The following is a 23,934-nucleotide window of genomic DNA, read 5'->3' on the forward strand; positions in this document are numbered from 1 at the left end:
GGGCAGTTTTTTGTGCCCAAACGGGGAAATTTCCGGAAAACCCGGAAGAAGGGCAAAAAAGGATTTGACAATGTTCGGAATTTTGCACCCATAATCCGGGCCAGCCCTCTTTTTTCTGTAACAGAAGAATTTGCAGGAACTTTTTCAGGGAAAAGTACCCGGTTTTTCTGGGGTAAAAGTGAAAAAGAAGGAACAAAATAGGAATTTTTCCGGGTTTCCTGCTAACATTCTATTATTGTCATTGCTATACGTTCGGTAAAATGATACAATAAACCCGTATGTGAAGGCTGCTTCACAGGATTTAAATTGGAGCCGAACGGAAGGCACTGCCTTTCCTGGCAGAAGCCTGGTTCCACACAGGGCACGCGGCAAAGGCGGCGTGTTTTCAGCTATGCCATTTTTTCTATTCTAAGGAGGAAGTTACTGTGATTCCACGTTATACCGGCAAAGAAATGGGTTCCATCTGGACGGAAGAAAATGAAGACCGCACAATGGTCAAGGTCGAAATTCTGGCTTGCGAAGCCATGAACAAATTGGGGATTGTTCCCGATGATGCCCTTCATGACATCCAAACCAAGGCTGATTTCGAATTGGACCGGGTTCACGAAATTGAAAAAGTCACCAACCACGATATCATCTCCCTGCTGACCAACGTGGCAGAGCATGTAGGCGATGCCTCCAAATACATTCATAAAGGCTTAACCTCCAGCGATGTTAAGGATACCGCCATGGGCGTCATGATGCGGGATTCCTGCGAAATCCTGATCCGGCTGGAAAAGGAACTCCACGATGTCCTGAAAACCCAGGCCCAAAAATACCGTCATACCATCTGCGTCGGCCGTACCCACGGCATTCATGCAGAACCCATGACCTTCGGGCTGAAGTTCCTGCTGTGGATGGATGAAACGGAACGGAATATCGAACGCCTGGAACTGGCCAAGAAATACATTTCCGTAGGCAAACTCAGCGGCGCTGTGGGCACCTACTCCAATATTGATCCGTTCGTGGAAAAATATGTCTGCGAAAAACTGGGTCTGGAACCGGTTAAACTGGCTACCCAGGTTGTCCAAAGAGATCGTCATGCTTTCTACCTGACCACCATTGCCGTTTGCGGCGCTACCCTGGAAAAGATGGCTACGGAAATCCGTGCCCTGCAGCGTACCGATATTCGGGAAGCGGAAGAGTATTTTGCTCCTGGCCAGAAGGGTTCTTCTGCCATGCCCCACAAACGCAATCCCATTACCTGCGAAAAGATCTGCGGCCTGGCCCGGGTTCTGCGGGGCAATGCCCAGGCAGCCCTGGAAAACGTGGCCCTGTGGCATGAACGGGATATTTCCCATTCTTCCGTAGAACGGATTATCCTGCCGGATTCTACCATCCTGCTGGATCATATGCTGCGGAAAACCAAGAATATCATGGAAAAACTGTTGGTTTATCCGGATGCCATGATTGCCAACCTGAACAAGACCGGCGGTCTGATCTACAGCCAAAACCTGCTGGTTGCCCTGGTAGGCAAAGGCGTGCTGCGGGAAGATGCCTACAAGTGGGTACAGCGCAACGCTATGGCCCGCTGGCTGGAAGGCGCTGACTTCAAGACCAATGTGGAAGCTGACCCGGATATCGATAAGTACCTGACCAAAGAAGAAGTGGAAGCCTGCTTCGAACCGAAACATATGCTGAAGCATGTGGATGAAATCTACGCCCGGTACGGCATGTAACTGTTAGAAGAAGGAGATTGATTCTATGTCATCTGTTGTTGTGATTGGTTCCCAATGGGGGGACGAAGGTAAAGGCAAAATCGTAGATTATCTGGCCCAGCAGGCCGATACAGTAGTCCGTTATTCCGGCGGTTCCAATGCCGGTCATACGGTTGTGGTCAACAATGTGGAATTCAAGCTGCGCTTGCTGCCCAGCGGCATTCTGTACAAGGACAAGACCTGCATCCTGGGGAACGGAGTTGTTATCAATCCCCGTGTGGTGCTGCAGGAAATTGCCGACATGAAGGCCAAAGGTGTGGACACCAGCAATTTGCTGATCAGCGACCGGGCCCATGTGGTGTTTCCGTATCACGAAAAGCAGGATGAATTGCAGGAAGCAGCTTTGGGAGATGCCAAAATCGGCACCACCAAAGGCGGCATTGGTCCCTGCTACATGGATAAATATGCCCGTACCGGCATCCGGGTCTGCGACCTGATGAATCCGGAAATTCTGGCAGAAAAACTGAAGAGAACCCTGGCCGTGAAAAACGACCTGTTCACCAAATTGTATGGGGCAGAACCCATGGAATATGAACCCATGCTGAAGGATTACCTGGCCTACGCTGAAGAACTGCGGCCCCATGTAACCGACACCAGCGTGGTGCTGGGCAACAAGTTTGACGAAGGCGCCAATGTGCTGTTTGAAGGGGCCCAGGCTACGTTCCTGGACATCGACTACGGCACCTATCCCTACGTAACCAGCTCCAACCCCACCGCCGGCAATGCGGCTACGGGCAGCGGCGTAGGTCCCCTGTACATCGACCATGTGGTGGGCGTGGTAAAAGCCTATACCACCCGGGTAGGGGAAGGCCCCTTTGTCTGCGAACTGTTTGATACCGATGGCCCCGGCACGTACCTGAGAAACACCGGCCATGAATTTGGCACGGTTACGGGACGGCCCCGCCGCTGCGGCTGGCTGGATGCCTTCATGGTGAAATATGCAGCCCGGCTCAACAGCATGGATTCCCTGGCCATTACCCGTCTGGATATTCTGGACGGTTTGGACACCATTAAAATGTGCACCGGCTGGACCATTGACGGCAAAGCCATCCAGCACATTCCTGCGGACCTGTCCATTCTGGCCCAGGCCAAACCGGTTTACGAAACCTTCAAGGGCTGGAAAAAGGATATTTCCGGCGTCCGGAAATACGAAGACCTGCCGGAGGAAGCCCAGGTATATCTGAAGCGCCTGAGCGAAGTGGTAGGTGTGCCCATCGGAATTATTTCTGTCGGCCCCAACCGGGATCAGACCTTCTCCCTGAAGAAGTTCTTCGATTAAGCAAACTACAAGTTATAAAAAATACGCTGTGCCTGTGGGCACAGCGTATTTTTGTTAGGGAAGAAAGTTAAAACCAAAAAAGAAAAGGAGCTTTTAGGTTTACTATCCCTTTTTATACCATTTCTTCCGGATGGAAAACCTTATCAAATTCTTCTTCTTTCATATAGCCCAGTTTCAGGACCGCTTCCTTCAGGGAAATATTGTCCTTGAAGGCCTGCTTGGCCACGACGGCGCAGCGGTCGTAGCCGATGTAGGGGCTTAGGGCGGTAACCAGCATCAGGGAATGGTGCAGGTTGTAGGCCATCTTTTCCCGGTTGGCCTTGATGCCGATGACGCAGTTTTTCCGGAAGGAAACCATCACGTCGGTCAGCAGCTGGACGGACTGGAGGAAGTTGTAGATGGTGACCGGCAGGAATACGTTCAGCTGGAAGTTCCCCTGGGAAGCGGCAAAGCCAATAGCGGCATCATTGCCCATGACCTGGACAGCTACCATGGTGACAGCTTCGCATTGGGTGGGGTTCACCTTGCCGGGCATAATGGAGGAGCCAGGTTCGTTGGCGGGAATGGTGATTTCTCCCAGACCATCTCGGGGACCGGAAGCCAGCCAGCGTACATCGTTGGCAATCTTCATCAGGTTGGCGGCCAGGGCCTTCAGGGCACCGTGGGCGTAAACCATATCGTCCAGGCTGGTCAGGGCGTGGAATTTGTTGGGGGCCGTTACAAAAGGATGGCCGGTGTTTTCCGCAATATAGGCAGCCGCTTTGGTGTCAAAGCCTTCCGGGGCGTTGAGCCCGGTGCCTACGGCAGTACCGCCCAGGGCCAGTTCCAATAGGCCCGGCAGGGCATTTTGGATTTCTGCCTTGTTGCGTTCCAGCATGGTGCGCCAGCCGGAAATTTCCTGGGAGAAGGCGATGGGCACCGCATCCTGCAAGTGGGTCCGGCCGGTGGTGACGATGCCCTGATTGTCCTTTTCCAGCTGGGCAAAGGCAGCCGCCAGTTGGTCCAGGGCCGGCAGCAGGTGGTCCTGGAGCTTTAGCACGGCAGCAATGTGCATGGCCGTGGGGAAGGTATCGTTGGAGCTTTGGGACATATTCACGTGGTCGTTGGGGTGGAGCAGAGCTTCCCCAGCCAGTTCATTGCCCCGGTGGGCGATGACTTCGTTCAGGTTCATGTTGCTTTGGGTGCCGCTGCCGGTCTGCCAGACGGCCAAGGGGAAGTTCCCTGCCAGTTTGCCGGCCAGGATTTCGTCGCAGGCCTGGCCGATTACCTGGCACCGTTTGGCATCCAGGTGACCCAGAGCCTGGTTAGCCTGGGCGGCTGATTTTTTCAGGTAGGCAAAAGCTGCAATCACTTCTGCCGGAATCTTTTCGGTGCCAATCCGGAAGTTTTCCAGACTCCGTTCGGTTTGGGCACCCCAATATTTATCGGCTGGAACCTTGATTTCACCCATGGAATCCCGTTCCAGACGCCACTTTTCATTACTACCCATATTGCTCCCTCATTTCTTATATGATACTGCATTATTTCATAGGATGAAGGGATTGTCAAACGAAGAAACCTGTTTTTGGCCCTGGGGATTGTCCCTGAGGAAAAGCGGCGCGTTGGGCCCTAAAAAAAGACGGCCGAAGCCGTCTTTTTCACTGCTTGTTTATTTGCCCAGCTGGCTTTTGAACGTGCTGAAGAAACGGTCCACAATGCGGGTGTACATACCGTTAAAATCGCTGTCTTCCTGTCTGTCCCGGGCGTCCTCACTGGTGTATACCAGGGCCCCTGTCTTCATGCTGTACACATCGAAGCGGACGGTCAGGTACATGGTAACGTACTGCTTTTCGGGAACCTTTACCGGAATGGGAATCCGGTGGACCACATCCCGATAGCCCTTGCTGTCATGAACGGTTTCGTGGATTTCTTTTTCCTGCCATTCCGTATGGGCCGGTACCACACTGACCTGTTTTTGGCAGCGGGTGACCTTGGGAACTACATAAAGGTCGGCCCCGGCGTCAACGGCAGCTTGGGGAATGTGGACGGCGGTGCTGTCCTTTACCGTTTCTTCCTGGGGGGCGCTGGCCTCACTGCCGGGCAGGATTGCCAGGGTTCCTGGCAGCGGTGCCGTGATGATTTTCGGGTTTTTGATGGCGGCAGCCTTTTGGTTAAAAATGACCTGGAAGGAATGGGCGTTGGAAGCCATTTGCTTAGAAAGGGCATCGGTATTGACTACGGCGGTGTAGATCGTTTGATCCTTTTTAAAGGAATGGGTGGGATCAGCCCATTTGGCAAAATCCGCGTAAGCAGGAAGGGATACCAGGGTTAACGCGGCTGCCAAAAGAGGAACCAAAAGTTTTTTCTTCATGAATTCGAGCGGACCAGCCAGGGAAACAGGCTGGCCTGCTGCCTCCTTTCTCTCTCGTGGGATGGATGAACCGAAAAGTATATTTTATTTATTATATCATGAAGTAATGAATTTTTCTGAACCTTTTTGGCGAAAAATTGGGACGCAGGAACTATCGGGAGGCTCGTTTTGTCCCGGGTCAGGCTTGGGGAAAAAAAAGGAGCAGGCTTTTGGCCTACTCCTTGGGATTTTGGTGATCCACCCGGGACTTGAACCCGGGACACCCTGATTAAAAGTCAGGTGCTCTACCAACTGAGCTAGTGAATCATAAGAAACAGCTTTATAATTATAGCGGATTTTGAGGAATATTGTCAAGGGCTATTTTCGTGAAATTAATGTTTGTGCCGCTGCTCAGTGGTCCTATCCTTGGTTTGGACAGAAAAAAGCCAGGGAAGGAATTACCTTCCCTGGTGAGCCCTTAGGCCAACAATTCCAGCAGTTTGGCTCCGGCGGTGCAGGCCGGGCAGAAGCAGTATTTGCCGCCGCTTGCCTTGACTTCCTGGGCCTTGGCCAGCATTTGGGCAGCTTGGTCAGCGCCGAACGCTTTTTTGGCTGCTTCGGAAGCAAAGAAAGGAATGACCGCATCGATGGTGTTGACATCTTCCTTCAGGGCCGCATGGAGCAGAGCGGTCAGATTGGCTTGGGCAGCAGTGCCTTCTGCATCCAGCCATTTCTGGGCCAGTTCTTTTAAGCCGCCGTAAACGCTGGGCGCAGCAACCAGATTTTTCACTTCAGCAACAATTTCCTCGTGTTTATCCATGATGATCCATCCTCTATTGTAATAACTTTTATTACATTATACACCCAATTTAGGGGGAGCGCTAGGTTTTTTTGGGAAAATCCTTTATAATAAATTCCATAGTAAGTTTCTTGGAGATGGCAGGACTTTCCTGCAGAAAGGATGTAATATGCAAAAGACCAAAAAACTGTTTTCCTTGGGGCTGCTGGCCCTGTGCTTGAGCTTGGGACTGCATTTTCCCGTCCAGGCAGCAGATTATACCAATGATATGAAAATCCCGGGAGCGGCCAAAATAACCGTCAATGAGGGGGCTGCCTCCATTGACCGGCAGTTGGACCACCAGCCGGATCCCTATTTTGCCCACCCGGATTTTTACCATATGAAGGGCAAAGGCTCCCTCCTCCTGCTGCCCCATTTCCAGACCCTCCAGCAGTCCAGTGAATGGTCCTGTGGACCGGCCGCGGCCCTGATGGTGCTCAACTGGTACGGCAAGCGGGACGGTTGGTCGGAGCAAAAGCTGGCGGACCTGCGCCATTCCTGCAAGGACCTGAAGGTAAACGGCTTCCCGGAGGGGTATCCCGGCACCACCCTGGCCCAAATGGAAGACATTTTCCAAAAGGTGGGGGGCTTTAAGACCATCAGTTCCACGGACTATGCCCGGAAAGGCAAGACCTTTGGCCCGGAAGATATCAAACGCTTCCTCCAGCAGGGGCGTCCCATTATGGTATGCTGGATCGACTGGGGCGGCCATTGGCAGGATATCATCGGCTATGATGATATGGGTACGGAAAATCCCCAGGATGATGTAGTCATCATGGCGGACCCTTACGATACCACGGACCATAACCAGGACGGCTACGGGATTTATCCGGCGGCCCGGTTCTTTGCCCTGTTTGATATGTTTGGTTCCTTCCCGGAAAGCGAAGGGGGCAATCACAACCTGTTTTTGGTAGCGTACCCGGACGGGCAGTAAGGAGGCGGCTGATGACAAGACCCAAGATTACCATTCGGGTGGTGGACAAAAAGGGCCCCAGGGGCTGCCACCACGGCCATACAGCCGGCTGTACCTTTGACTGGGATACCCAGCGGGGACAGCTTTGCCCCATGGCCCAGCACGTGCTGTTTCCCTATATCGACATTCTCCGCTACGGGGGCATCATCCCCGGCATGAAGGGCAATACCCTGCGGGTAGCCTGCCCGGATGCGGACGTAATCAATATTTTTGAAATCACTGTAGAAAAAACAAATTAACCCAGAAAAAAACGGACGGCCTTTCCCCCAGGTGGGAAGGGCCGTTTTGCGGTGAATAAGAAAAAATAGTAAAAAACTTTGACTAATTAGCACTCAACTATTGACAGTGCTAACAACAAGTGGTATATTATAACCAGAACGAAGGAGAGACCAAGGAAAGGGTTCCCAAAAAGAACCGTTGCAATAGCCTTTCGGTAGTTCCAAAAGCTGACCTTCATGGCCAAGATGAACGGAGGAATGGCTTATGTTACTGCCTAGTGTATTCGATGAAAATGGTTTTGAAGATTTGATGGATGATTTTGATGATATGTTCAGCAGCCGGAATCCTTTGTACGGGAAACATGGCAGAAACATGATGAAGATGGACATTCGGGACGTGGGTGACCACTACGAACTGGATATCGATCTGCCGGGCTTCAAGAAAGAGGAAATCAAGGCGCAGTTGGAAAATGGCTATCTGACCATCCGGGCTTCCAAGGGTTTGGACAAGGATGAGAAGGATAAGAAAGGGCAATATATCCGCCGTGAACGTTCCTATGGTGAATGTGCCCGTACGGTTTATGTAGGGGAAAATATCACCGAGGCCGATGTGAAAGCCAAATACGAAAACGGCATCCTGCAATTGAGCATTCCTAAGAAAGAACCTCAGAAAGAAGAAACCAAGAAATATATCGCTATCGAAGGATAACGAGGAAGGGAACCCTCAGGGAGGGTTCCGGAGAGAATCCCGGAGTCATACGCAAGTATGGCTCCGGGATTTCTTTATGTGTGCACCTGCAAAGGAGACAATGTTTTCTGGAGGAAACACCCTTGACAACACCTTCTATCCCACGTAAACTATAATTTACAATAGTTTTTGAAAAAATTGCGAAAAAAGGAGCAACGGTCAATGGAAAAACAAATTCCGGAGTTAATTACTGTCGAAGCAGCTCGGGACACCCATCGCTGGGTGGCAGTCACCGCTCTTTTGCTGGCAATCGGCGTTATTCTGCACACCATCAGCCCCAACGTAGGAGGCGTAACCCCCAACTGGACCATTGCCATGTATTCCATTACCATTTGCCTGACCCGTCCCAGCCTGAGCCGGGCCCTGGGAATAGGCTTTGTGGCCGGCTTGACCCTGATTCCCTCCTCTAAATCCGCGTTTCCCCTGGGCAACCTGGCCAGTGAACTGTGCGGCGCAGCTACTGCCTGCATTCTGGTAAAGGCCTTTGCCCTGACCCATTTGGAAAACCTGCGGGTAAAACCCTTTATTGTGGGCTTTTTGGCCACCTTTGTCAGCGGGTCAGTATTTACCCATATTCTGAAATTGGTTCTGGGTTTGCCTTTGGTTGTGTGGATCCGGGCCATGCTGCCTCTGGTAGCTGTGATTGCCCTGGTGAACGCCCTGGTAACCCAGGCCCTGTACGGCCCGGTCCGGAAGATTTTCTTTGCAACGGAGGGTGGACAACATGAGTGAAGCGGCAATTCGGATTTCCGATTTTTATTTTGAATACCTGAACAGCGACCTGGTGCTGAAGGATATCAACCTGACCATCAAGGAAGGCTCCTTTACGGCCATCGCCGGTCCCAGCGGCGCTGGAAAAACCACCCTGTGCAAGGCCATGACGGGAATTGTCCCCCATTATTATGGCGGAAGGTACCACGGCTCGGTAGAAGTTTTGGGAGAAAATATCCAGGGCAAGAAAATTTCTGAACTGGCCATGCGGGTGGGAATTATGCTGGACGACTATGAAAGCCAGATGGTGTCCCTGACGGCGGGAGAAGAAATTGCCTTTGGCCTTTTGAACCATGGTTTTTCTCCAGATGAAGTGGATGCCCGGGTGTCCCAGGCCCTGGCAGAGGTAGGCCTTCCTGGCCGGGAAAATTACCAGCTGGACGAATTGTCCGGGGGCCAGCGGCAGCGGCTGCTGCTGGCGTCTGTACTGGCCTGTCAGCCGGAAATCCTGATTTTGGACGAACCGGTTTCGGCCCTGGATCCGGACGGAGCCCGGTCCCTGTATGCCCTGGTGCACAAAATCTACCGGCAGCAGCAGATGACCGTAGTGGTGGTGGAACATGACCTGAACTACCTGCTCCCCTATCTGACGGATCTGGTGTTAATCAGCGGCGGGGAAGCGGTGGTCCAAGGCCGCTTTGAGGAAGCTGCCCAGGCCGTCTACGAGCGGGAAGACCTGCGGGAAAACCTGCCGGAACTGTGGCAGGTGAAGCTGGGCCTGGAAAAACGGTTCCAGATCAAACTGGGCGACTGGCGCAATGAGCTGGAAGCCGAAGAAGAATTGACGCAAAAATTCCAAAGAAGGGGGACGCTGACCCATGATTGAAGCAAGTGCTGTAAACTTTGCCTACCGCCGGGGCATCCCGGTGCTTCAGGACATTACCTGCACCATTGAAGACGGGGAAGCGGTGGCCCTTTTGGGTCACAACGGCAGTGGGAAAACCACCCTGAGCCGGCTGTTCATGGCCCTGGACCATCCCCGGAGCGGAACCATTCAGGTGGACCAGGTGGATATTGCCGGCTACGAGCCGGCGGATCTGGCCAATAAGGTGGGCTATGTGTTCCAGAACCCGGATCTCCAGCTTTTGGGGGATACGGTGTACGAGGAAGTGGCCTACGGGCTGGAAAACCGGAAAATGCCCAAAAAAGCCCTGGATGAACAGGTCCGGGAAGCGGTGGAGGCCATGGGACTTACTCCCTACCTGCAAAAGTATCCCCGGTCCCTGTCCTTTGGCCAAAAACGCCGGCTGGGGGTGGCTGCGGCCTTGGCCCTTCAGCCTCGGACGCTGATTTTGGACGAAATCACCAACGGCCAGGACGAACAGGAAAAGCACCATATGATGCAGTACCTGTCCCGGCTCCAGGAAGAAAAACATTTGACCTTGATTTTGATTACCCACGACATGGAAATTGCCCGGCAGTATACCACCCATTCCCTGGTACTCCACGACGGGCAGTTGGTCTACGATGGCAGTACCCGGGACCTGTTTGACGGGGAGCGGCCCATTGAGGAATGGGGCCTGAAGCAGCCGGTACTGGCCCGGCTGGGCGCCCTGTTTAAGGTGCGGGCCGGCTCGCCGGAAGAATTGTGCACCCTGGTAGAACGGAAGGGGGGAGAGGCATGAAAATCACCGCCTTTACCCGGCTCATTCTGGTAGTGGCCATTACGGCCTGGGTTTTCCTGCTGCCGATTCCTGCTGTTGCTACCCTTCTGGCCCTGGAACTGGTCATCCTGCTGTACATCAAGCGGGACCGGATGACCATGGCCGCTATTGGCACCCTGACGGTGTTTACCGGCATTATGGTGGTGCTCCAGCTGCTGTTTGGGTCACCGCTGGATATAGCCCTTACCGGGGGCCTGCGGATGTTTGTGATGACCACGGCCTTCCTGTGCCTGTTGGCCTCCACCCGGATCCAGGACATTGCCCAGGCACTGGTGGAAAAGTTCCATATGCCCTATGAATACGCCTTTATGCTGACCACGGCCCTGCGCTTTGTGCCGGATTTTCTGTCCGACTCGGCCATTACCCTGGATGCCCAGTCCTGCCGGGGCTATTCCAATCGGGGCAACGCCTTTAAGCGCCTTTACGCCTACCTGGCGGTGGTAAAACCGTTAGTGATGCGGGCAGTGGCCAAGTCCGATACCTTGGCATTATCCATGGAATTAAAGGGCTTTGGGCCCAATACTTATAAGAACCGGCGGCCCATGAAATTAAAAATTTGGGATTATCTGGTGCTTTTGGGGGTTATTGCCCTAAGCTCCTACCCTTGGTGGGTAAAATACCTGTAAGCTGCTGCCAAGCCTCAGAAAATGCTGAAGCTTGGCAGTTTTTGCAGGTGCCGGCGGTCCGGCAAGCGCGGCTATAAAAAAACACAGGCTTCCTTTTGCGGGGAAGCCTGTGTTTTTTGTTTTTGTTTAGGCGTGAAGGGCTTTTTCGTATACCAGCTGGATGATTTTCATGGTCACTTCATAGGACTTTTCCAGGCTGGGTACGGGCAGGAATTCGTATTTGGAATGGAAGTTCAGACCGCCGGTAAAATAGTTGGGGGTAAAGATGCCTTTGGTGGAAATATAGGCTCCGTCTGTACCGCCTCTCATGGCGATGGTCTTGGGGGTGATGCCCAGGTCTTCCATGGCTTGGTAAATAAAGTCAATGGCCTGTTTATTGTCGTCGGTCAGGGCATCTTTGATGTTGCCGTATACGTCTTCCAGGGACAGGGATACATGGGTTCGGGGTTCCATTTTCTTTAACTGTTCCACGGCGTCCCGGATCTGCTGTTTCTTGGCTTCGTATTTGGCCTTGTCGTGGTCCCGGATGTTGAGCAGCACCTCCGCCCGGGAAGCGTTGGACTGGATGGATTTTACCCAGATGTAGCCTTCTCTGCCTTCGGTGCATTCTGGGGTTTCTTTCCGGTCAAACAGGTTCACAAAGTCTACGGCCAACAGGGTGGGGTTCACCAGCCGGCCCTTGGCATTCATGGGGTGGGCGCTGATGCCCTGGATGTTTACCAGAGCGGTGCCGGCGTTAAAGGTTTCATAGACCACTTCGCCTACGGCGCTGCTGTCGATGGTGTAGGCAAAGGCCACCGGGAACCGGCTGTAATCCATGGCTTTGGACCCTTTGAGCCCCACTTCTTCGTCGGGGACAAAGGCCACGTAGATGTCCCCATGGTAAATTTCCGGATGGGTGTACAGGGTATGGAGCATGGTCATGATGTTGGCAATGGCTGCCTTGTCATCGGCGCCCAGTACGCTGGTGCCGTCGGTAAAGACAATGTCCTGGCCGATATAGTCCGCCAGTTCCGGATGTTCCGCTGCCTTCATGACAATATGTTTTTCCGGGTTCAGGTTCACATCTCCGCCAGGATAGGCTTTCACCACCTGGGGATGGACAATGGGGCTCAGGTTTACGTCCGCCGTATCCAGGTGGGCGCAGAAACCGATGGCCGGTACGGTACCCGTAAAGTCCTTGGGCAGGTTGGCCGGCAGATAGCCGGTGAGTACGCATTGTTCGCTGAGCCGCAGATCTTCCAGATCCATCAGTTCCAGTTCCACCTCCAGCTGCTTGGCAATGTGCCATTGGGTGGGAGAACTGGGAACCCCGCCGCCGGCCCGGCTTTGGGAGGGAATATTTACATAACGCAGGAAACGTTCCAGTAATTCGTCAGAAATTTGAGTCATAACAAAACCTCCTTTGGAATCATTCTTCTTAGTATTATAACACAAAAGCCCTGTTGCCCCGGTATTTTACTGGAAAAATGTTTCTTTTTGTAAGGGTTAAGCAGAATGAAAAAAGCGTTTTGAATAAGGGGAATTTTTTTCTAAAAGTCCATTGAAAAAAATACGAAAATCCTGTAAAGTGTTAGGGTACCCATTTTACGGACGGAGTGTTCCCTTTTTACCGAAGGGACGTCCCGGAAGAGAGAAAAGAGAGGCAAAAAATGCTGCAACGGAAAATCGAAAAGTTTCTGCAGACCTGGAAGCAGGTACCCAATCACAACCCCTTGGTGATCAAGGGCTGCCGCCATTGCGGCAAAACCACGGCCATGAAGGAATTCGCCAAAAAGGAATACGACCATGTGGTTTATTTGAATTTCCAGGATAAGCCGGATTATGCGGCAATTTTTGAAGACTCCCAGGATGTGAATTACCTGGTAATGCTGATTACGGCTCTGGCCGGTCCGGATACGGTGTTCGAACCCCATAAGACGGTGCTGCTGTTAGATGAAATCCAGGAATGCCCTAAGGCCCATGCGGCCCTGAAGGCCTTTAAGCTGGACGGCCGGTACGATGTGATTGCCGCAGGCTCCCTTTTGGGGGTCAAGGGTTACGGCAATGGTTCTGCCATGATTCCCGTGGGCTACGAAACGGTGGTCAACATGGTTCCCCTGGACTTTGAGGAATTTCTCTGGGTGAACGGCATTACGTCCCCGGTGCTGGACCTGCTGCGCAAAAGCCTGGCAGAAGAAACCCAGGTGCCGGAAGCCCTGCATCTGCGGCTTAACGAATTGCTGAAGCTGTACGTGCTGGTAGGCGGTATGCCCGGGGTGGTAGCCGACTATGTGGAACACAAGGATCTGAACCGGGTGTACCAGCTCCAGCGGGAAATTCTCCAGGATTATGAAGAAAACCTGTTTGTGAAGGTGAACAAACGGGCCCAGGCCAAGCTGCGGGAATGCCTGGAAGTGGTCCCCCAGCAGCTGAGCAAGGAAAACAAGAAGTACCAGTACGCCCAGCTGAAGCGGGGGTCCAAGGCTTCCCAGTTTGAGGGAACCCTCCAGTGGCTGGAAGAAGCCGGTCTGGTAACCCGCTGCTATAACCTGACGGAACCGGGCCTGCCCCTGGAACGCCATGCCATTGACTCCATTTTCAAAGTGTACCTGAAAGATGTGGGGTTGTTTGCTGCCATGCTGGAAGGGGAAGAACGAGCCGCCCTTCTGGAAGGTAATCTGAACGGCTGCCAAGGGGCCATTTACGAAAGCCTGGCGGCGGACCTTTTGGCCAAAAGCGGCCGGAAACTGTACTACTACCACAAGAACTCCGGGTTGGAAGTGGACTTTGTCATCCGCTGCCAGTCCCAGAGTACCCTGGTGAAAGCAACGCCGTCCACGGGCAATACCAAGAGCTTGAAAACCATTCTCCAGCAGCCGGAAACCTACCATGTGGAACAGGCCATCCAGCTGGGGTTGGGCAATGTAAACCGGCAAACCCGGAGCGGTATTTTGGAACTGCCCATGTATATGGGCTTTTTGCTGAGCCAGTATTAAGGACGGCGGAAGCTGCCCTCTAGAAGAAGGGGTGAAACTATGGGTTTGGAATTTAATCTATCTGCGTATCCGTATCCTTCCCGCCGGCGGGTGATTTTTGCCCGGCATGGTATGGTCTGCACCGGTCAGCCGCTGGCTGCCCAAGCAGGCCTGCGTATGCTCCAGGCGGGGGGCAATGCTGTGGATGCGGCCATTGCCACGGCTATCTGCCTGACCGTGGTGGAGCCTACCAGCAATGGCCTGGGCAGTGATGCCTTTGCCATTGTGTGGATGAAGGATAAGATGTATGGGTTGAACGGCAGCGGTCACGCACCGGCTTCCTTGAACCGGGAAAAATTGGCCAAGCTGGGCATTACGGAAAAAATGCCCATCCGGGGTTGGATTCCGGTTACGGTGCCGGGAGCACCGTCCGCCTGGTCCGTACTGCACAAGCGCTTTGGCCGTCTGCCTTTTGCCAAATTGTTTGAACCGGCTATAGAGTACGCTTCCCAGGGCTATCCCCTGTCCCCGATTATTGGGCAGCTGTGGAAGGAAGGGGAGCAGGTTTTCCTGCCCTTTAAGGACGACCCTGCTTTTCAGGGCTGGTTCCAGACCTTCTACAAGGGCGGCCGGGTGCCGGAAGTGGGTGAACTGGTTACCCTGCCGGATCACGCCAAAAGCTTAAAAATCCTGGCGGACAGCCATTGCGAAGCCTTTTACCGGGGCGAGCTGGCAGAAGCCATGGACCGCTTCAGCCGGGAAACCGGCGGCTATCTCCGGAAGGAAGACCTGGCGGGCTATGAAGCCCAGTGGGTGGAACCCATCCAGGTGAACTACCGGGGCTACAATGTGTGGGAGATTCCCCCCAATGGCCACGGTATTACGGCTCTGATGGCCCTCAATATTATGAAGGGCTTTGACCTGCCGGAACGGGAAACCGTGGACAGCTACCATAAACAAATCGAAGCCATGAAACTGGCCTACTCCGATGCCCAGGAATTCGTAGCCGACCCCCGCTATATGCGGACTAAGGTGGAAGACCTGCTGAGCGAGGACTATGCGGCAGCGCGCCGGGCCCTGATTGGGGAAAAGGCTTTGCAGCCCCAGCACGGGGATCCCTTCAGCGGCGGCACGGTATACCTGTGTACGGCGGACGGGGAAGGAAACATGGTTTCCTACATCCAAAGCAATTTCCGGGGGTTTGGCTCCGGGATTGTGATTCCGGGCTATGGCCTGGCCCTGAACGACCGGGGCCTGAACTTCTCCCTGGATCCTTCCAAGGACAATTGCCTGGCCCCCAACAAGAAGCCCTATCATACCATTATCCCAGGCTTTTTGACCAAGGACGGCAAGGCCGTGGGGCCCTTTGGGGTCATGGGCGGTTTTATGCAGCCCCAGGGCCATCTCCAGGTGATGCTCAATACCTTGGACTTCCACCTGAATCCCCAGGCTGCCCTGGATGCACCCCGGTGGCAGTGGATTCGGGACAAAAAGGTAGAAATTGAAGACGGGGCAAGCCCGGAAATCATTGCAGGCCTGCGGGAACGGGGCCATGAAATTACCGTAAAAAGTGAAAAAAGCGCCTTCGGACGGGGCCAGATTATCTGGCGCCGGGAAGACGGCGTCCTGGTGGGAGCTACGGAACCCCGGACGGACGGAACGGTGGCTGCCTGGTAAGGCGCCCCAATATAGGAAGCGTTTCTCTGCCTTAGGGCCGGGGGCGCTTCTTTTTTTGCGGCCGCAGGCTGCAGGAAGTTAGTTTATAAAAACTGGTTAAGAAAATCTGGTAAATTGCAAGTTGAATTTGAACAACTATAATCAAGAAACACACTCAATAGCATAAACTTCATCGAGGAATGCATCAAATAGCTCTGACGGCGTATGGTAGCCCAAAACACGACGTGGGCGCTGGTTCAGCGTATCTGCCATGTTCAGGATATCCTCATCAGAGAACCGCTCTACGGACATGCCNATAGCATAAACTTCATCGAGGAATGCATCAAATAGCTCTGACGGCGTATGGTAGCCCAAAACACGACGTGGGCGCTGGTTCAGCGTATCTGCCATGTTCAGGATATCCTCATCAGAGAACCGCTCTACGGACATGCCCTTTGGGATGAAATCCCTCAGCAAGCCATTGTGGCGTTCGTTTTGAGCCCGTTCCCACGAGCTGTACGAATGTGTAAAGTACATCTTGGTGCCGAGACTCTCGAACTGTGACAAGTTCTCAAACTCAGGACCGTTATCGGCCGTCATCGTCTTAAAAATCTGGCTGAAGCGCTCTGCGCCATATAGCTCCTGCAACTGTGCAAGAGCGGATTCAACGCCGGCACAGGTACGTCCAGGAATGCGGATGGCGATGTAGTTGCGCGTAACCTTTTCAACAGCAGTGAAGACTACTGCCTCACGGCCTGCACGCTGACCAACGACCGTGTCCACTTCCCAGTGGCCAATTTCGGTACCTTCATTGACGACGGCAGGACGTTCCTCAATGGAGCGACCCTTCATACGCTTGTTCTTACGTACCCATTTCCGACGGTGTTTATGCTTTAAGGCTCGCGGGACTTCGAAGAGCGACAGCGGAAGCTTATTAGCCCAAAGCATGTTGTAAAGCGTCTTGGTACAGGGAATCTGTTCCGGCGTAAATAGCTTGTTCCGCCTAGCATAGCCAACGCAGGCATCCAGTGACCAACGTTCCTGGCGGACTTGTTCTACCATCCATTGGATGAACGATTCGCAGTCGTCATGATCGATTTTGCAAGTCTTCCTGGAGTTCTTGCGATTCTTTGCGTATGCCTTCTGACCGCGCTTTGCCATATACTGTGGGGCACGACCGTGCTTGCTTTTTCGTTCCGGCGTTCCACGCCGAAGCTCATAGAAAACAGTCGTATGAGCACATCCTACTGCAGCAGCAATGTTGCGAAGGGAAAGCCCTTGACGATGCAGAGCTTGAATCATACCACGTTCTTCCAAAGAAAGATGGCGGCCGGGGATACGTACGTCCTCCATTGTGTTAGAATGGATGTGATCCATCGTGATTGCTCCTTTGTTGATGATTTCTCGCAAAACCATTTTAGCATGAGGCTTCACTATGGATTTTTATTTTTTGATTAACTGTTCAAGTTCATTTTACAACTGACCNTCCATTGTGTTAGAATGGATGTGATCCATCGTGATTGCTCCTTTGTTGATGATTTCTCGCAAAACCATTTTAGCATGAGGCTTCACTATGGATTTTTATTTTTTGATTAACTGTTCAAGTTCATTTTACAACTGACCGTTAAGAAAATCTGCTATTCCTTTAACTTATCCATACCTATAGCCAACCAGGGAAATACCCCTGCAATAGAAAAGTCCTTATAAAAATAGCAAGAAAATGGAAGAAGAATAAGCAATATTCATAGTTACAGCGTTTTAAAATTTTATAAAACAATAGAACATACGGATAGGCATGAAAATGCGTTGAATTTTGCCTAAAAATGTTGCATTATCAAGTTAGTTCGTACTATAATGAGGAAAGTCAAATTGGACTATAACCTCCCCGGATGATACTGGAGTGTGGTGCAGACGCAATTACAATGCGGCTTTTGGGCGGGAATTAGGACGCCCCCCAAAGGATTGCGGCTGCAGCGGACTCATGTGAAACGTTCTCCTAATGGGCCAAATGCTCCGGGCAATTTACGGAAAGGTGGCAATGGATATGGAAAGAGAAGATTGGGTAAAAACGGGATTGGTAGCTGGAGGGGCTGTACTGGGTCTTTTGGGTGAAAAGCTGGTAAAATCCAAGCTGATGAAAAAAGCCCTGGTCAAGAGCACGGCCGCTGCCCTGCGGGTGCAAAAATGCGCTTCTGAAAGCACTGCCTGCCTGCAGGCACAAGCCGATGACATTGTAGCGGCTGCCAAGGAAGAAAACAAGAAAATTGAAGAAGCAGAAGCTGCTGCAGAAGCTGCTGAAGCTGCCCAAACGCCGGTTATCGAAGACGCTGCGAAATAAGCCCCGTTCCCTAGGGTCAAAACAAGGGAGCGAGAGCCATGAAATTTCAAATTCAAAATGAGGTTCCAGGCCGCCTGCGGGTGCGCTGCCTGGCCCAGGAGGGGCGGAAAGTCCGCTCTTTTGACCTGGAGCAGGGAGCTGCCATTTTAGGGGGCTTGGAACGGGTTGCCGGCGTCCGCAAGGTGAAGCTGTATTCCAGCGCCGCCGGCATTGCCGTCTTTTATGAACAGGATTTGGCAGGCGATAACCGCCAGGGGATTATTACCGCCCTGGCCCGGCTGAACATGAACGATCCGGAACTGCGGAAGGCCACCAAGGAGAAGGCGGGCTCCCTGCAGCTGAACCGGCAATACCGGAACCGGCTGATTGGGCTGGTAACCCGGCATTTTGCCTGCAAGTTCTTCCTGCCCCTGCCGCTTCGGATGATTCGCTCCTGGTACCATACCTTGGGCTTTATCCGCCTGGGGCTCCGGTCCCTGCGTCAGGGCCGGCTGGATGTGCCGGTGCTGGATGCGACGGCCATTACGGCAGCCATGCTGCAGAACGACCTGTCCACGGCGGGCAGCGTTATGCTGCTGCTCCATATTGGGGAACTGCTGGAAGAATGGTCCTACCGGAAGTCCGTCCACGACCTGGCCGAGAATATGTCCCTGCACATTGACACGGTCTGGAAAGTGGTGGAAGGTACGGAAGTGGAAGTACCCCTGGCCGAAATTGCGGACGGGGATCTGGTCAGCGTAAAGATGGGCTCCACCATTCCTCTGGATGGGGAAGTGACGGCTGGGGAAGCCTTGGTCAACCAGGCTTCCATGACCGGGGAATCCCTGCCGGTGGAAAAGAAGCCGGGGCTTACGGTGTACGCCGGAACGGTGGTGGAAGATGGGGAAATTACCGTGAAGGTCAAGGGCGGCGCTGGTGCCACCCGCTACGACCGGATCGTGGAAATGATCCAGGCTTCCGAAAGCTTCAAATCCAACCTGGAAAGCAAGGCCGCCCATTTGGCGGACAAGCTGGTGCCCTGGTGCTTGGGCGGTACCGTCCTGACCTACCTGCTGACCCGGAACGTTATGCGGGCCATGTCCATCCTGATGGTGGACTTCTCCTGTGCACTGAAGCTGTCCATGCCTCTTTCGGTGCTGTCCGCCATGCGGGAATGCAGCACCCATAAGATTACCGTCAAGGGCGGCAAGTTCCTGGAAGCGGTAGCGGAAGCGGATACCATTGTCTTTGACAAGACTGGTACCCTGACCCTGGCCAAACCCAAGGTGGCCGATGTCTTGTGCTTCAGCGGGTACGACCGGAGCACGGTGCTGCGGTATGCTGCCTGCCTGGAGGAGCATTTCCCCCATTCGGTGGCCAACGCCATTGTGCGCCAGGCTGCGGAAGAGGGCCTGACCCACGAGGAAATGCACAGCAAGGTGGAATATATTGTGGCCCACGGGATTGCTTCCCAGGTGGAAGGGAAACGGATTGTTATCGGTTCCGGCCACTTTATTTTTGACGATGAGCACTGCGTTATCCCGGAAGGGGAAGAAGCCATCTACGAAAGCCGGCCGGAAGAATATTCCCATATCTATATGGCCCTAAACGGCAAGTTGATGGCCATTATCTGCATTCAGGATCCTCTGCGGCCGGAAGCACCCCAGGTGCTGCGGAATCTGCGGCAGGCGGGCTTTAAACGCCTGGTCATGATGACTGGGGACAGCGAGCGGACGGCAGCGGCGGTAGCGGCCAAAATCGGGGTGGACCAGTTCTACGCCGAAGTGCTGCCGGAAGATAAGGCACGATTTGTAGAAGAAGCCAAGGCCCAAGGCCATACGGTGGTGATGGTAGGGGACGGTATCAACGATTCCCCGGCCCTGTCGGCGGCAGACGCCGGCGTTGCCATTGCCGAAGGAGCGGATATTGCCCGGGAGATTGCGGACATTACCATTTCTGCCCACGACCTGCAGCAGCTGGTGGTGCTGAAGCAGCTGAGCACCCTATTGATGCGCCGGGTAAACTTCAACTATGACTTTGTGGTATCCTTTAACGCCGGGCTCATTGGTTTGGGCGTATTAGGCATTCTGCCTCCGGCTACCACGGCTTTGCTGCACAATGGGTCCACCATTGCCATCAGTCTGCACAGCATGACGGATCTGATGGAAGCCTAACTTAAAAGAATGAACTGATAAGTATATAGAAAAAAAGGAAGTTCCTTTAGGAACTTCCTTTTTTTAGGCTCATCACGGAAAATTGGGGGATACGAAATCTAAGACAGAATTTAAAAACTGAAAAAAGGTATTGAAAAAGAGCACGGGATGCTCCATTCTAAGTAATAGCGACAAAACTACGAAAGGAATGATCCACGTGCTCTCAACCTCAAGTATAGCAAATTTATGCAAAAACATACAGGACAATTTTAATATTCCTACGAGTATTGCTTCTCTTTTTGAAGAGATCATAGATGTAAATAGTACCCGGCCTACAGCCGACGTTGTATGCCCTTGCTGCGGCGGTAAGGTCCATGTCCATGACAACCCTGTAACTACACTTAAAGACATGCCCTGGATACCCGGAAAGCCACGGATTCTTCGTGTGAGATTCCACCGCTACCGGTGCCAAAAATGCGGGCATACCTTCAATGAAAACATAACCTTTAAGTATCCTGGAACCAGAGTCACTTCTCGTGCCGCTTTATGGATCAAGATTTTGCTTATGCATCAAATGACGATTAAAGCAGTCAGCGATTTGACCGGTATCCATTGGGGAACAGTTTCTAAAATCCATAAGGAAATTATGGACGAGGCTCTCAAAACGCGAAGCGAGGAACTTCGCAAAAGTGGCTACCGTCCTAAGCATCTTGCCGTTGATGAGTTTGCAATGCACAAAGGCCATACTTACGCAACCTGTGTTATGGACCTTGATATGGGAGACATCCTCTGGGTTGGTGCGGGACGCTCTATAGCTGCCTTTACAAAGTTTTTTGAAGAGACAGACCTGGAGTATTTGTCTGAAGTAGAAGCTGTCGCAATGGACATGAACGCATCGTTCAACACCCTGGTAGAAAAGTATCTGCCTCATGCGGCAATAGTATACGACCGCTACCATATGCAAGCCCAGTATGGACGAGATGTGCTGGGAGCCGTAAGGCTGGAGGAAGCAAGACAGCACAAAGAGAAAGCCGATAACCTAAAGCTTGGGATTACAGAGAATATTGCTGAAGAGCAGGCAACAAAAGCAGAGGATTCAATTAAAGAGGAGAATCGGCTTTACAAGGAAGTAAAACAAGCTCGCTGGACGCTGCTTTGCAAGGAAGAAACACTAAGCGATAAAAAGGCAGAAAATCTCAAGGAAATCCTTAAAAAAACATGAAAATTTGACAGTTTGCCATACAATGAAAGAGGAACTAAGTGATCTATTCGAGCTTAGAAACCCCGATTTAGCTGCCGTAGAATGGGAAAAATGGTTTAAAGGAGCCGAGGAGAGCAACATACCGCAGCTGCAAAAGTTTGCCCGCTTAAAGCGAAAACGCAAAGAGGGTTTGATTGCTCACTCAGCCCATCCGATTACCACAGGAAAGCTTGAAGGCTTCAATAACAAGATTAAGGTTGCAAAACGAATAGGGTATGGATACAAAAATGATGAATATTTTTTCACTCTGATTCGATATTCAGCATTACCATCTATACGAAACGGCACTGTCTAGAGATTGCGACAGTGGGATGTTGCTAGACATAAAAGAAGGATGGCAGAAATCTGCCATCCCACAATAAAACGTGAAGAGCCTTTTTTTACTGTTCGCAATGCAAAATGTACCAAATCCTCCAGCAGCTGCTCCGGCGATTTTCCTTCCGGATTAAAGGGAAGGGTATGCTCCTTCAGCAGGAACAGCAGTTCGGTAATGGCTTCCAGCAGGAAAGCCGCATAGGCATAATCCCGTGCTTCCTGGGGCGGCTGGATTTGGCCGGCCTCCTGGGCCTGGTGCAGCAGGCTCTGCAGGTAGCTGCTGATGGCTTTGAGATGATCCCATAGTTGATTATCCAGTACGCCGGAGGGATTGATCAATTCCCGGTACAGGATATTTACGTGCTTCTGGGGTTCCAGCTGGCTGCGGAGAATTTCCTGAAGGTAGCGGGTGAGCCGCTCCAAGGGCGTTCCCCCTGCTGCTTCCACTTCCTCCTGGAGCCGGGAAAGTTCCTGGCATTCTTCTTTGACAACGGCCTGGTACAGGGCGGCCTTGCCGCCAAAGTAGTAGGAAATCAGGGCGCTGTTGCAGCCGGCGGCCTGGGCAATGGCGAGGATGGATACATTCCGGTATTCTTTGGCGTCAAACAGGGCAGCGCCGCTGCGAAGCAGGCGTGCCTTGGTGCGCTCCGGGTTGCGTTTGATCATGGCGGGTCTTCCTTTCCCAGTGCTGGCTAAATTGCTGACGGTTCGCTTTATCCCTTATTATAGCCCCTCCCCGTGCGGAAGACAATCCAGCCGGAAGTGGGAAGAACACGGGTTTTTCTGTTATAATGGACGGGCAGAACAAAAGGAAAGGATGAACGGAATGGAAACAATCTTATTGGGCGCCGTGCTGGGGGTTCTGGTACTGGTGCTGCTGCTGTTGTGGAAACTATACGGAGCGCTGGCCGCCCGGGAAGAAGTGCTGCGCCAGCAGGCCCGGGAAGATGCGGACCGGCTCCGGGACAGCCTGGACCAGAAGGTGACCCTGTCCATGGGTGTGGTCAGCGACCGGCTGGGGCAGGTAAGCCGCGGCCTGGGGTCCATGCAGAGCCTGGCCCAGGGGGTGGGGGACCTGAAAAAGGTGCTTACCAACGTAAAGAACCGGGGTATCTGGGGGGAAATGCAGCTGGGGAACCTGTTGGCAGATATGCTGGCCCCGGACCAGTACGGCACCAATGTGGCCGTCCGGCCCCGGAGTCAGGAACGGGTGGAATTTGCCATCCGGCTGCCGGGACGGACCGGTGAAGGGCCGGTGTGGCTGCCCATTGACGCCAAATTTCCCCTGGAAGATTACCAGCGGTTGGTGGAGGCCCGGGAGGCCGGGGACGGGGACGGGGAAACCCTGGCCCTGAAGCAGCTGGAATTGCGGTTAAAAAGCGAGGCCCGGGATATTCGGGACAAGTATATTGCCCCGCCCTATTCCACGGATTTTGGGCTGCTGTACCTGCCTCTGGAGGGGCTTTTTGCGGAAGCGGTATCCCTGCCGGGCCTGGTGGGGGAACTCCAGCGGAAGTACCGGGTGACACTGGCGGGTCCCACTACCCTGGCGGCGCTCATCAACAGCCTTCAAATGGGGTTCCGGACCCTGGCCGTGCAAAAACAGACCAGCCAGGTTTGGCGACTGGTGGCCCAGATCAACAATGATTTGGGAACTTTCCAGCTGGCGGTGGAGAAGGCGGAGAAAAAGCTGGAAGAAGCCCAAAATGCCCTGGAAACCGTGGGAAATCGGACCCGGATATTGAAAAAACATTTAGAACAGGCAGAAAAATTTACACAGGCCCTTGACAATCCGGACAAAAGTGATTAGACTTGTAATCAAGTTCTTGTATCACCTAAATTCATATAGAAAATTGTCTATGAAGGAACCAAGTACACATGATCTTTTCCTACAGAGAGTTGCTGGCAGTGAAAAGCAGCGGAAGATGGTGTGGAATCCACTCCGGAGATGGTGGGGGCAGCAACCCACCCGGCCAAGCCGTTACACTGGAAATGAGGCTGCACCGCAGCGAAATAAGGTGGCACCACGTGAGAGATCTTCTCCCGTCCTTGACATACCCATTTAGGGGGTC

The 23,934-nt window shown here is 52.9% G+C and carries 21 protein-coding genes, 1 tRNA gene, 1 pseudogene and 1 other annotated feature; of the genes and pseudogenes, 16 read left to right on the top strand and 7 right to left on the bottom strand.

The genetic code is table 11. The features are described 5' to 3' along the window. Positions 1-425: 425 nt before the first annotated feature. Together purB and C7E10_RS07170 are read left to right on the top strand one after the other, a co-directional pair. Positions 426-1,718, top strand: a complete 1,293-nt coding sequence (gene purB / locus C7E10_RS07165) for an adenylosuccinate lyase (protein ID WP_105326650.1) — start codon at positions 426-428, stop codon at positions 1,716-1,718. Between the two features lie 25 nt (positions 1,719-1,743). Beyond that, complete coding sequence (locus C7E10_RS07170) at positions 1,744-3,036, top strand: adenylosuccinate synthase (protein WP_105326651.1); 1,293 nt, start codon at positions 1,744-1,746, stop codon at positions 3,034-3,036. A gap of 112 nt (positions 3,037-3,148) precedes the next feature. Here C7E10_RS07170 and fumC read toward each other — a convergent pair whose 3' ends face one another. The 4 genes from fumC to C7E10_RS07190 all read right to left on the bottom strand — a co-directional run bounded on the left by fumC (position 3,149) and on the right by C7E10_RS07190 (position 6,185). After that, positions 3,149-4,525: a class II fumarate hydratase gene (gene fumC / locus C7E10_RS07175; RefSeq protein ID WP_105326652.1), complete on the bottom strand. Its 1,377-nt coding sequence runs from the start codon at positions 4,523-4,525 to the stop codon at positions 3,149-3,151. A gap of 159 nt (positions 4,526-4,684) precedes the next feature. After that, positions 4,685-5,386 (bottom strand): hypothetical protein, encoded by a 702-nt coding sequence (locus C7E10_RS07180; RefSeq protein WP_105326653.1) that lies wholly within the window; start codon positions 5,384-5,386, stop codon positions 4,685-4,687. A gap of 230 nt (positions 5,387-5,616) precedes the next feature. Next, positions 5,617-5,692, bottom strand: a tRNA-Lys gene (locus C7E10_RS07185). Between the two features lie 151 nt (positions 5,693-5,843). Further along, positions 5,844-6,185, bottom strand: a complete 342-nt coding sequence (locus tag C7E10_RS07190; RefSeq protein ID WP_105326654.1) for a heat-shock protein Hsp90 — start codon at positions 6,183-6,185, stop codon at positions 5,844-5,846. A 148-nt stretch (positions 6,186-6,333) separates the two neighbouring features. Between C7E10_RS07190 and C7E10_RS07195 the strand changes: the two genes are divergently transcribed. From C7E10_RS07195 to C7E10_RS07225, 7 genes are all read left to right on the top strand, one after another. Continuing rightward, positions 6,334-7,137: a C39 family peptidase gene (locus C7E10_RS07195; RefSeq protein ID WP_105326655.1), complete on the top strand. Its 804-nt coding sequence runs from the start codon at positions 6,334-6,336 to the stop codon at positions 7,135-7,137. A gap of 11 nt (positions 7,138-7,148) precedes the next feature. Continuing rightward, on the top strand, positions 7,149-7,415 hold the full coding sequence (locus C7E10_RS07200; protein WP_231085714.1) for a TIGR04076 family protein: 267 nt from the start codon (positions 7,149-7,151) through the stop codon (positions 7,413-7,415). A gap of 244 nt (positions 7,416-7,659) precedes the next feature. Continuing rightward, positions 7,660-8,103 carry an Hsp20/alpha crystallin family protein gene (locus C7E10_RS07205; RefSeq protein WP_105326657.1) on the top strand — a complete coding sequence of 148 codons (444 nt, stop codon included), beginning with the start codon at positions 7,660-7,662 and terminating at the stop codon, positions 8,101-8,103. A gap of 201 nt (positions 8,104-8,304) precedes the next feature. Further along, the gene (locus C7E10_RS07210) at positions 8,305-8,874 is read left to right on the top strand and encodes a tryptophan transporter (protein WP_105327410.1); all 570 of its coding nucleotides are present in this window, start codon (positions 8,305-8,307) and stop codon (positions 8,872-8,874) included. Further along, positions 8,867-9,739, top strand: coding sequence for an energy-coupling factor ABC transporter ATP-binding protein (locus tag C7E10_RS07215; protein WP_199614395.1), 873 nt, complete (start codon positions 8,867-8,869; stop codon positions 9,737-9,739). The genes C7E10_RS07210 and C7E10_RS07215 overlap by 8 nt, the downstream gene beginning before the upstream one ends. Beyond that, the gene (locus C7E10_RS07220; RefSeq protein WP_105326658.1) at positions 9,732-10,538 is read left to right on the top strand and encodes an energy-coupling factor ABC transporter ATP-binding protein; all 807 of its coding nucleotides are present in this window, start codon (positions 9,732-9,734) and stop codon (positions 10,536-10,538) included. Before C7E10_RS07215 ends, C7E10_RS07220 begins: the two co-directional genes overlap by 8 nt. Further along, entirely contained in the window at positions 10,535-11,203 is a 669-nt protein-coding gene (locus tag C7E10_RS07225) for an energy-coupling factor transporter transmembrane component T (protein WP_105326659.1), read from the top strand. Before C7E10_RS07220 ends, C7E10_RS07225 begins: the two co-directional genes overlap by 4 nt. A 126-nt stretch (positions 11,204-11,329) precedes the next feature. Here the strand turns inward: C7E10_RS07225 and pepT are convergent, their stop codons facing one another. Next, entirely contained in the window at positions 11,330-12,595 is a 1,266-nt protein-coding gene (gene pepT, locus C7E10_RS07230; RefSeq protein WP_105326660.1) for a peptidase T, read from the bottom strand. A gap of 260 nt (positions 12,596-12,855) precedes the next feature. Between pepT and C7E10_RS07235 the strand changes: the two genes are divergently transcribed. Continuing rightward, a complete protein-coding gene (locus tag C7E10_RS07235) occupies positions 12,856-14,181 on the top strand; it encodes an ATP-binding protein (protein WP_105326661.1) in 1,326 nt (441 codons plus the stop codon). Positions 14,182-14,220: 39 nt separating this feature from the next. After that, entirely contained in the window at positions 14,221-15,837 is a 1,617-nt protein-coding gene (locus C7E10_RS07240) for a gamma-glutamyltransferase family protein (protein WP_105326662.1), read from the top strand. 297 nt (positions 15,838-16,134) lie between these two features. On the opposite strand, the pseudogene C7E10_RS07245 reads toward C7E10_RS07240, so the two are convergent. Continuing rightward, positions 16,135-17,193 (bottom strand): annotated as a pseudogene (locus tag C7E10_RS07245) (IS30 family transposase); the annotation flags it as partial. A 667-nt stretch (positions 17,194-17,860) separates the two neighbouring features. On the opposite strand from C7E10_RS07245, the gene C7E10_RS07250 reads away from it, so the two are divergent. The 4 genes from C7E10_RS07250 to C7E10_RS12410 all read left to right on the top strand — a co-directional run bounded on the left by C7E10_RS07250 (position 17,861) and on the right by C7E10_RS12410 (position 21,842). Further along, positions 17,861-18,154, top strand: coding sequence for a DUF6110 family protein (locus C7E10_RS07250; protein ID WP_105325543.1), 294 nt, complete (start codon positions 17,861-17,863; stop codon positions 18,152-18,154). A gap of 38 nt (positions 18,155-18,192) precedes the next feature. After that, positions 18,193-20,307: a heavy metal translocating P-type ATPase gene (locus tag C7E10_RS07255; RefSeq protein ID WP_105325527.1), complete on the top strand. Its 2,115-nt coding sequence runs from the start codon at positions 18,193-18,195 to the stop codon at positions 20,305-20,307. Positions 20,308-20,494: 187 nt separating this feature from the next. Then, positions 20,495-21,508, top strand: a complete 1,014-nt coding sequence (locus tag C7E10_RS07260; protein WP_146109051.1) for an ISL3 family transposase — start codon at positions 20,495-20,497, stop codon at positions 21,506-21,508. 22 nt (positions 21,509-21,530) lie between these two features. Beyond that, positions 21,531-21,842, top strand: a complete 312-nt coding sequence (locus tag C7E10_RS12410; RefSeq protein ID WP_146109052.1) for a transposase — start codon at positions 21,531-21,533, stop codon at positions 21,840-21,842. Here the strand turns inward: C7E10_RS12410 and C7E10_RS07270 are convergent. Further along, the gene (locus C7E10_RS07270; protein WP_105326665.1) at positions 21,839-22,528 is read right to left on the bottom strand and encodes a TetR/AcrR family transcriptional regulator; all 690 of its coding nucleotides are present in this window, start codon (positions 22,526-22,528) and stop codon (positions 21,839-21,841) included. The two genes, C7E10_RS12410 and C7E10_RS07270, sit on opposite strands and share 4 nt — an antisense overlap. A 160-nt stretch (positions 22,529-22,688) precedes the next feature. Here C7E10_RS07270 and C7E10_RS07275 point away from each other — a divergent pair, with 160 nt between their 5' ends. Beyond that, a complete protein-coding gene (locus tag C7E10_RS07275) occupies positions 22,689-23,672 on the top strand; it encodes a DNA recombination protein RmuC (protein ID WP_105326666.1) in 984 nt (327 codons plus the stop codon). A 40-nt stretch (positions 23,673-23,712) separates the two neighbouring features. Further along, positions 23,713-23,916 (top strand) — a binding site (T-box leader). Positions 23,917-23,934: the final 18 nt, after the last annotated feature.

It is taken from the genome of Acidaminococcus hominis (genome assembly GCF_900291475.1).
Taxonomy (GTDB): Bacteria; Bacillota; Negativicutes; order Acidaminococcales; family Acidaminococcaceae; genus Acidaminococcus; species Acidaminococcus hominis.

What these genes read in the sequence shown, in the direction of transcription:
- C7E10_RS07170 (WP_105326651.1), top strand. Translation starts at nt 1,744, where the DNA reads ATGTCATCTGTTGTTGTGATTGGTTCCCAATGGGGGGACGAAGGTAAA.
- fumC (WP_105326652.1), bottom strand. Translation starts at nt 4,525, where the DNA reads ATGGGTAGTAATGAAAAGTGGCGTCTGGAACGGGATTCCATGGGTGAA.
- C7E10_RS07180 (WP_105326653.1), bottom strand. Translation starts at nt 5,386, where the DNA reads ATGAAGAAAAAACTTTTGGTTCCTCTTTTGGCAGCCGCGTTAACCCTG.
- C7E10_RS07190 (WP_105326654.1), bottom strand. Translation starts at nt 6,185, where the DNA reads ATGGATAAACACGAGGAAATTGTTGCTGAAGTGAAAAATCTGGTTGCT.
- C7E10_RS07195 (WP_105326655.1), top strand. Translation starts at nt 6,334, where the DNA reads ATGCAAAAGACCAAAAAACTGTTTTCCTTGGGGCTGCTGGCCCTGTGC.
- C7E10_RS07200 (WP_231085714.1), top strand. Translation starts at nt 7,149, where the DNA reads ATGACAAGACCCAAGATTACCATTCGGGTGGTGGACAAAAAGGGCCCC.
- C7E10_RS07205 (WP_105326657.1), top strand. Translation starts at nt 7,660, where the DNA reads ATGTTACTGCCTAGTGTATTCGATGAAAATGGTTTTGAAGATTTGATG.
- C7E10_RS07210 (WP_105327410.1), top strand. Translation starts at nt 8,305, where the DNA reads ATGGAAAAACAAATTCCGGAGTTAATTACTGTCGAAGCAGCTCGGGAC.
- C7E10_RS07215 (WP_199614395.1), top strand. Translation starts at nt 8,867, where the DNA reads ATGAGTGAAGCGGCAATTCGGATTTCCGATTTTTATTTTGAATACCTG.
- C7E10_RS07220 (WP_105326658.1), top strand. Translation starts at nt 9,732, where the DNA reads ATGATTGAAGCAAGTGCTGTAAACTTTGCCTACCGCCGGGGCATCCCG.
- C7E10_RS07225 (WP_105326659.1), top strand. Translation starts at nt 10,535, where the DNA reads ATGAAAATCACCGCCTTTACCCGGCTCATTCTGGTAGTGGCCATTACG.
- pepT (WP_105326660.1), bottom strand. Translation starts at nt 12,595, where the DNA reads ATGACTCAAATTTCTGACGAATTACTGGAACGTTTCCTGCGTTATGTA.
- C7E10_RS07235 (WP_105326661.1), top strand. Translation starts at nt 12,856, where the DNA reads ATGCTGCAACGGAAAATCGAAAAGTTTCTGCAGACCTGGAAGCAGGTA.
- C7E10_RS07240 (WP_105326662.1), top strand. Translation starts at nt 14,221, where the DNA reads ATGGGTTTGGAATTTAATCTATCTGCGTATCCGTATCCTTCCCGCCGG.
- C7E10_RS07250 (WP_105325543.1), top strand. Translation starts at nt 17,861, where the DNA reads ATGGAAAGAGAAGATTGGGTAAAAACGGGATTGGTAGCTGGAGGGGCT.
- C7E10_RS07255 (WP_105325527.1), top strand. Translation starts at nt 18,193, where the DNA reads ATGAAATTTCAAATTCAAAATGAGGTTCCAGGCCGCCTGCGGGTGCGC.
- C7E10_RS07260 (WP_146109051.1), top strand. Translation starts at nt 20,495, where the DNA reads ATGATCCACGTGCTCTCAACCTCAAGTATAGCAAATTTATGCAAAAAC.
- C7E10_RS12410 (WP_146109052.1), top strand. Translation starts at nt 21,531, where the DNA reads ATGAAAGAGGAACTAAGTGATCTATTCGAGCTTAGAAACCCCGATTTA.
- C7E10_RS07270 (WP_105326665.1), bottom strand. Translation starts at nt 22,528, where the DNA reads ATGATCAAACGCAACCCGGAGCGCACCAAGGCACGCCTGCTTCGCAGC.
- C7E10_RS07275 (WP_105326666.1), top strand. Translation starts at nt 22,689, where the DNA reads ATGGAAACAATCTTATTGGGCGCCGTGCTGGGGGTTCTGGTACTGGTG.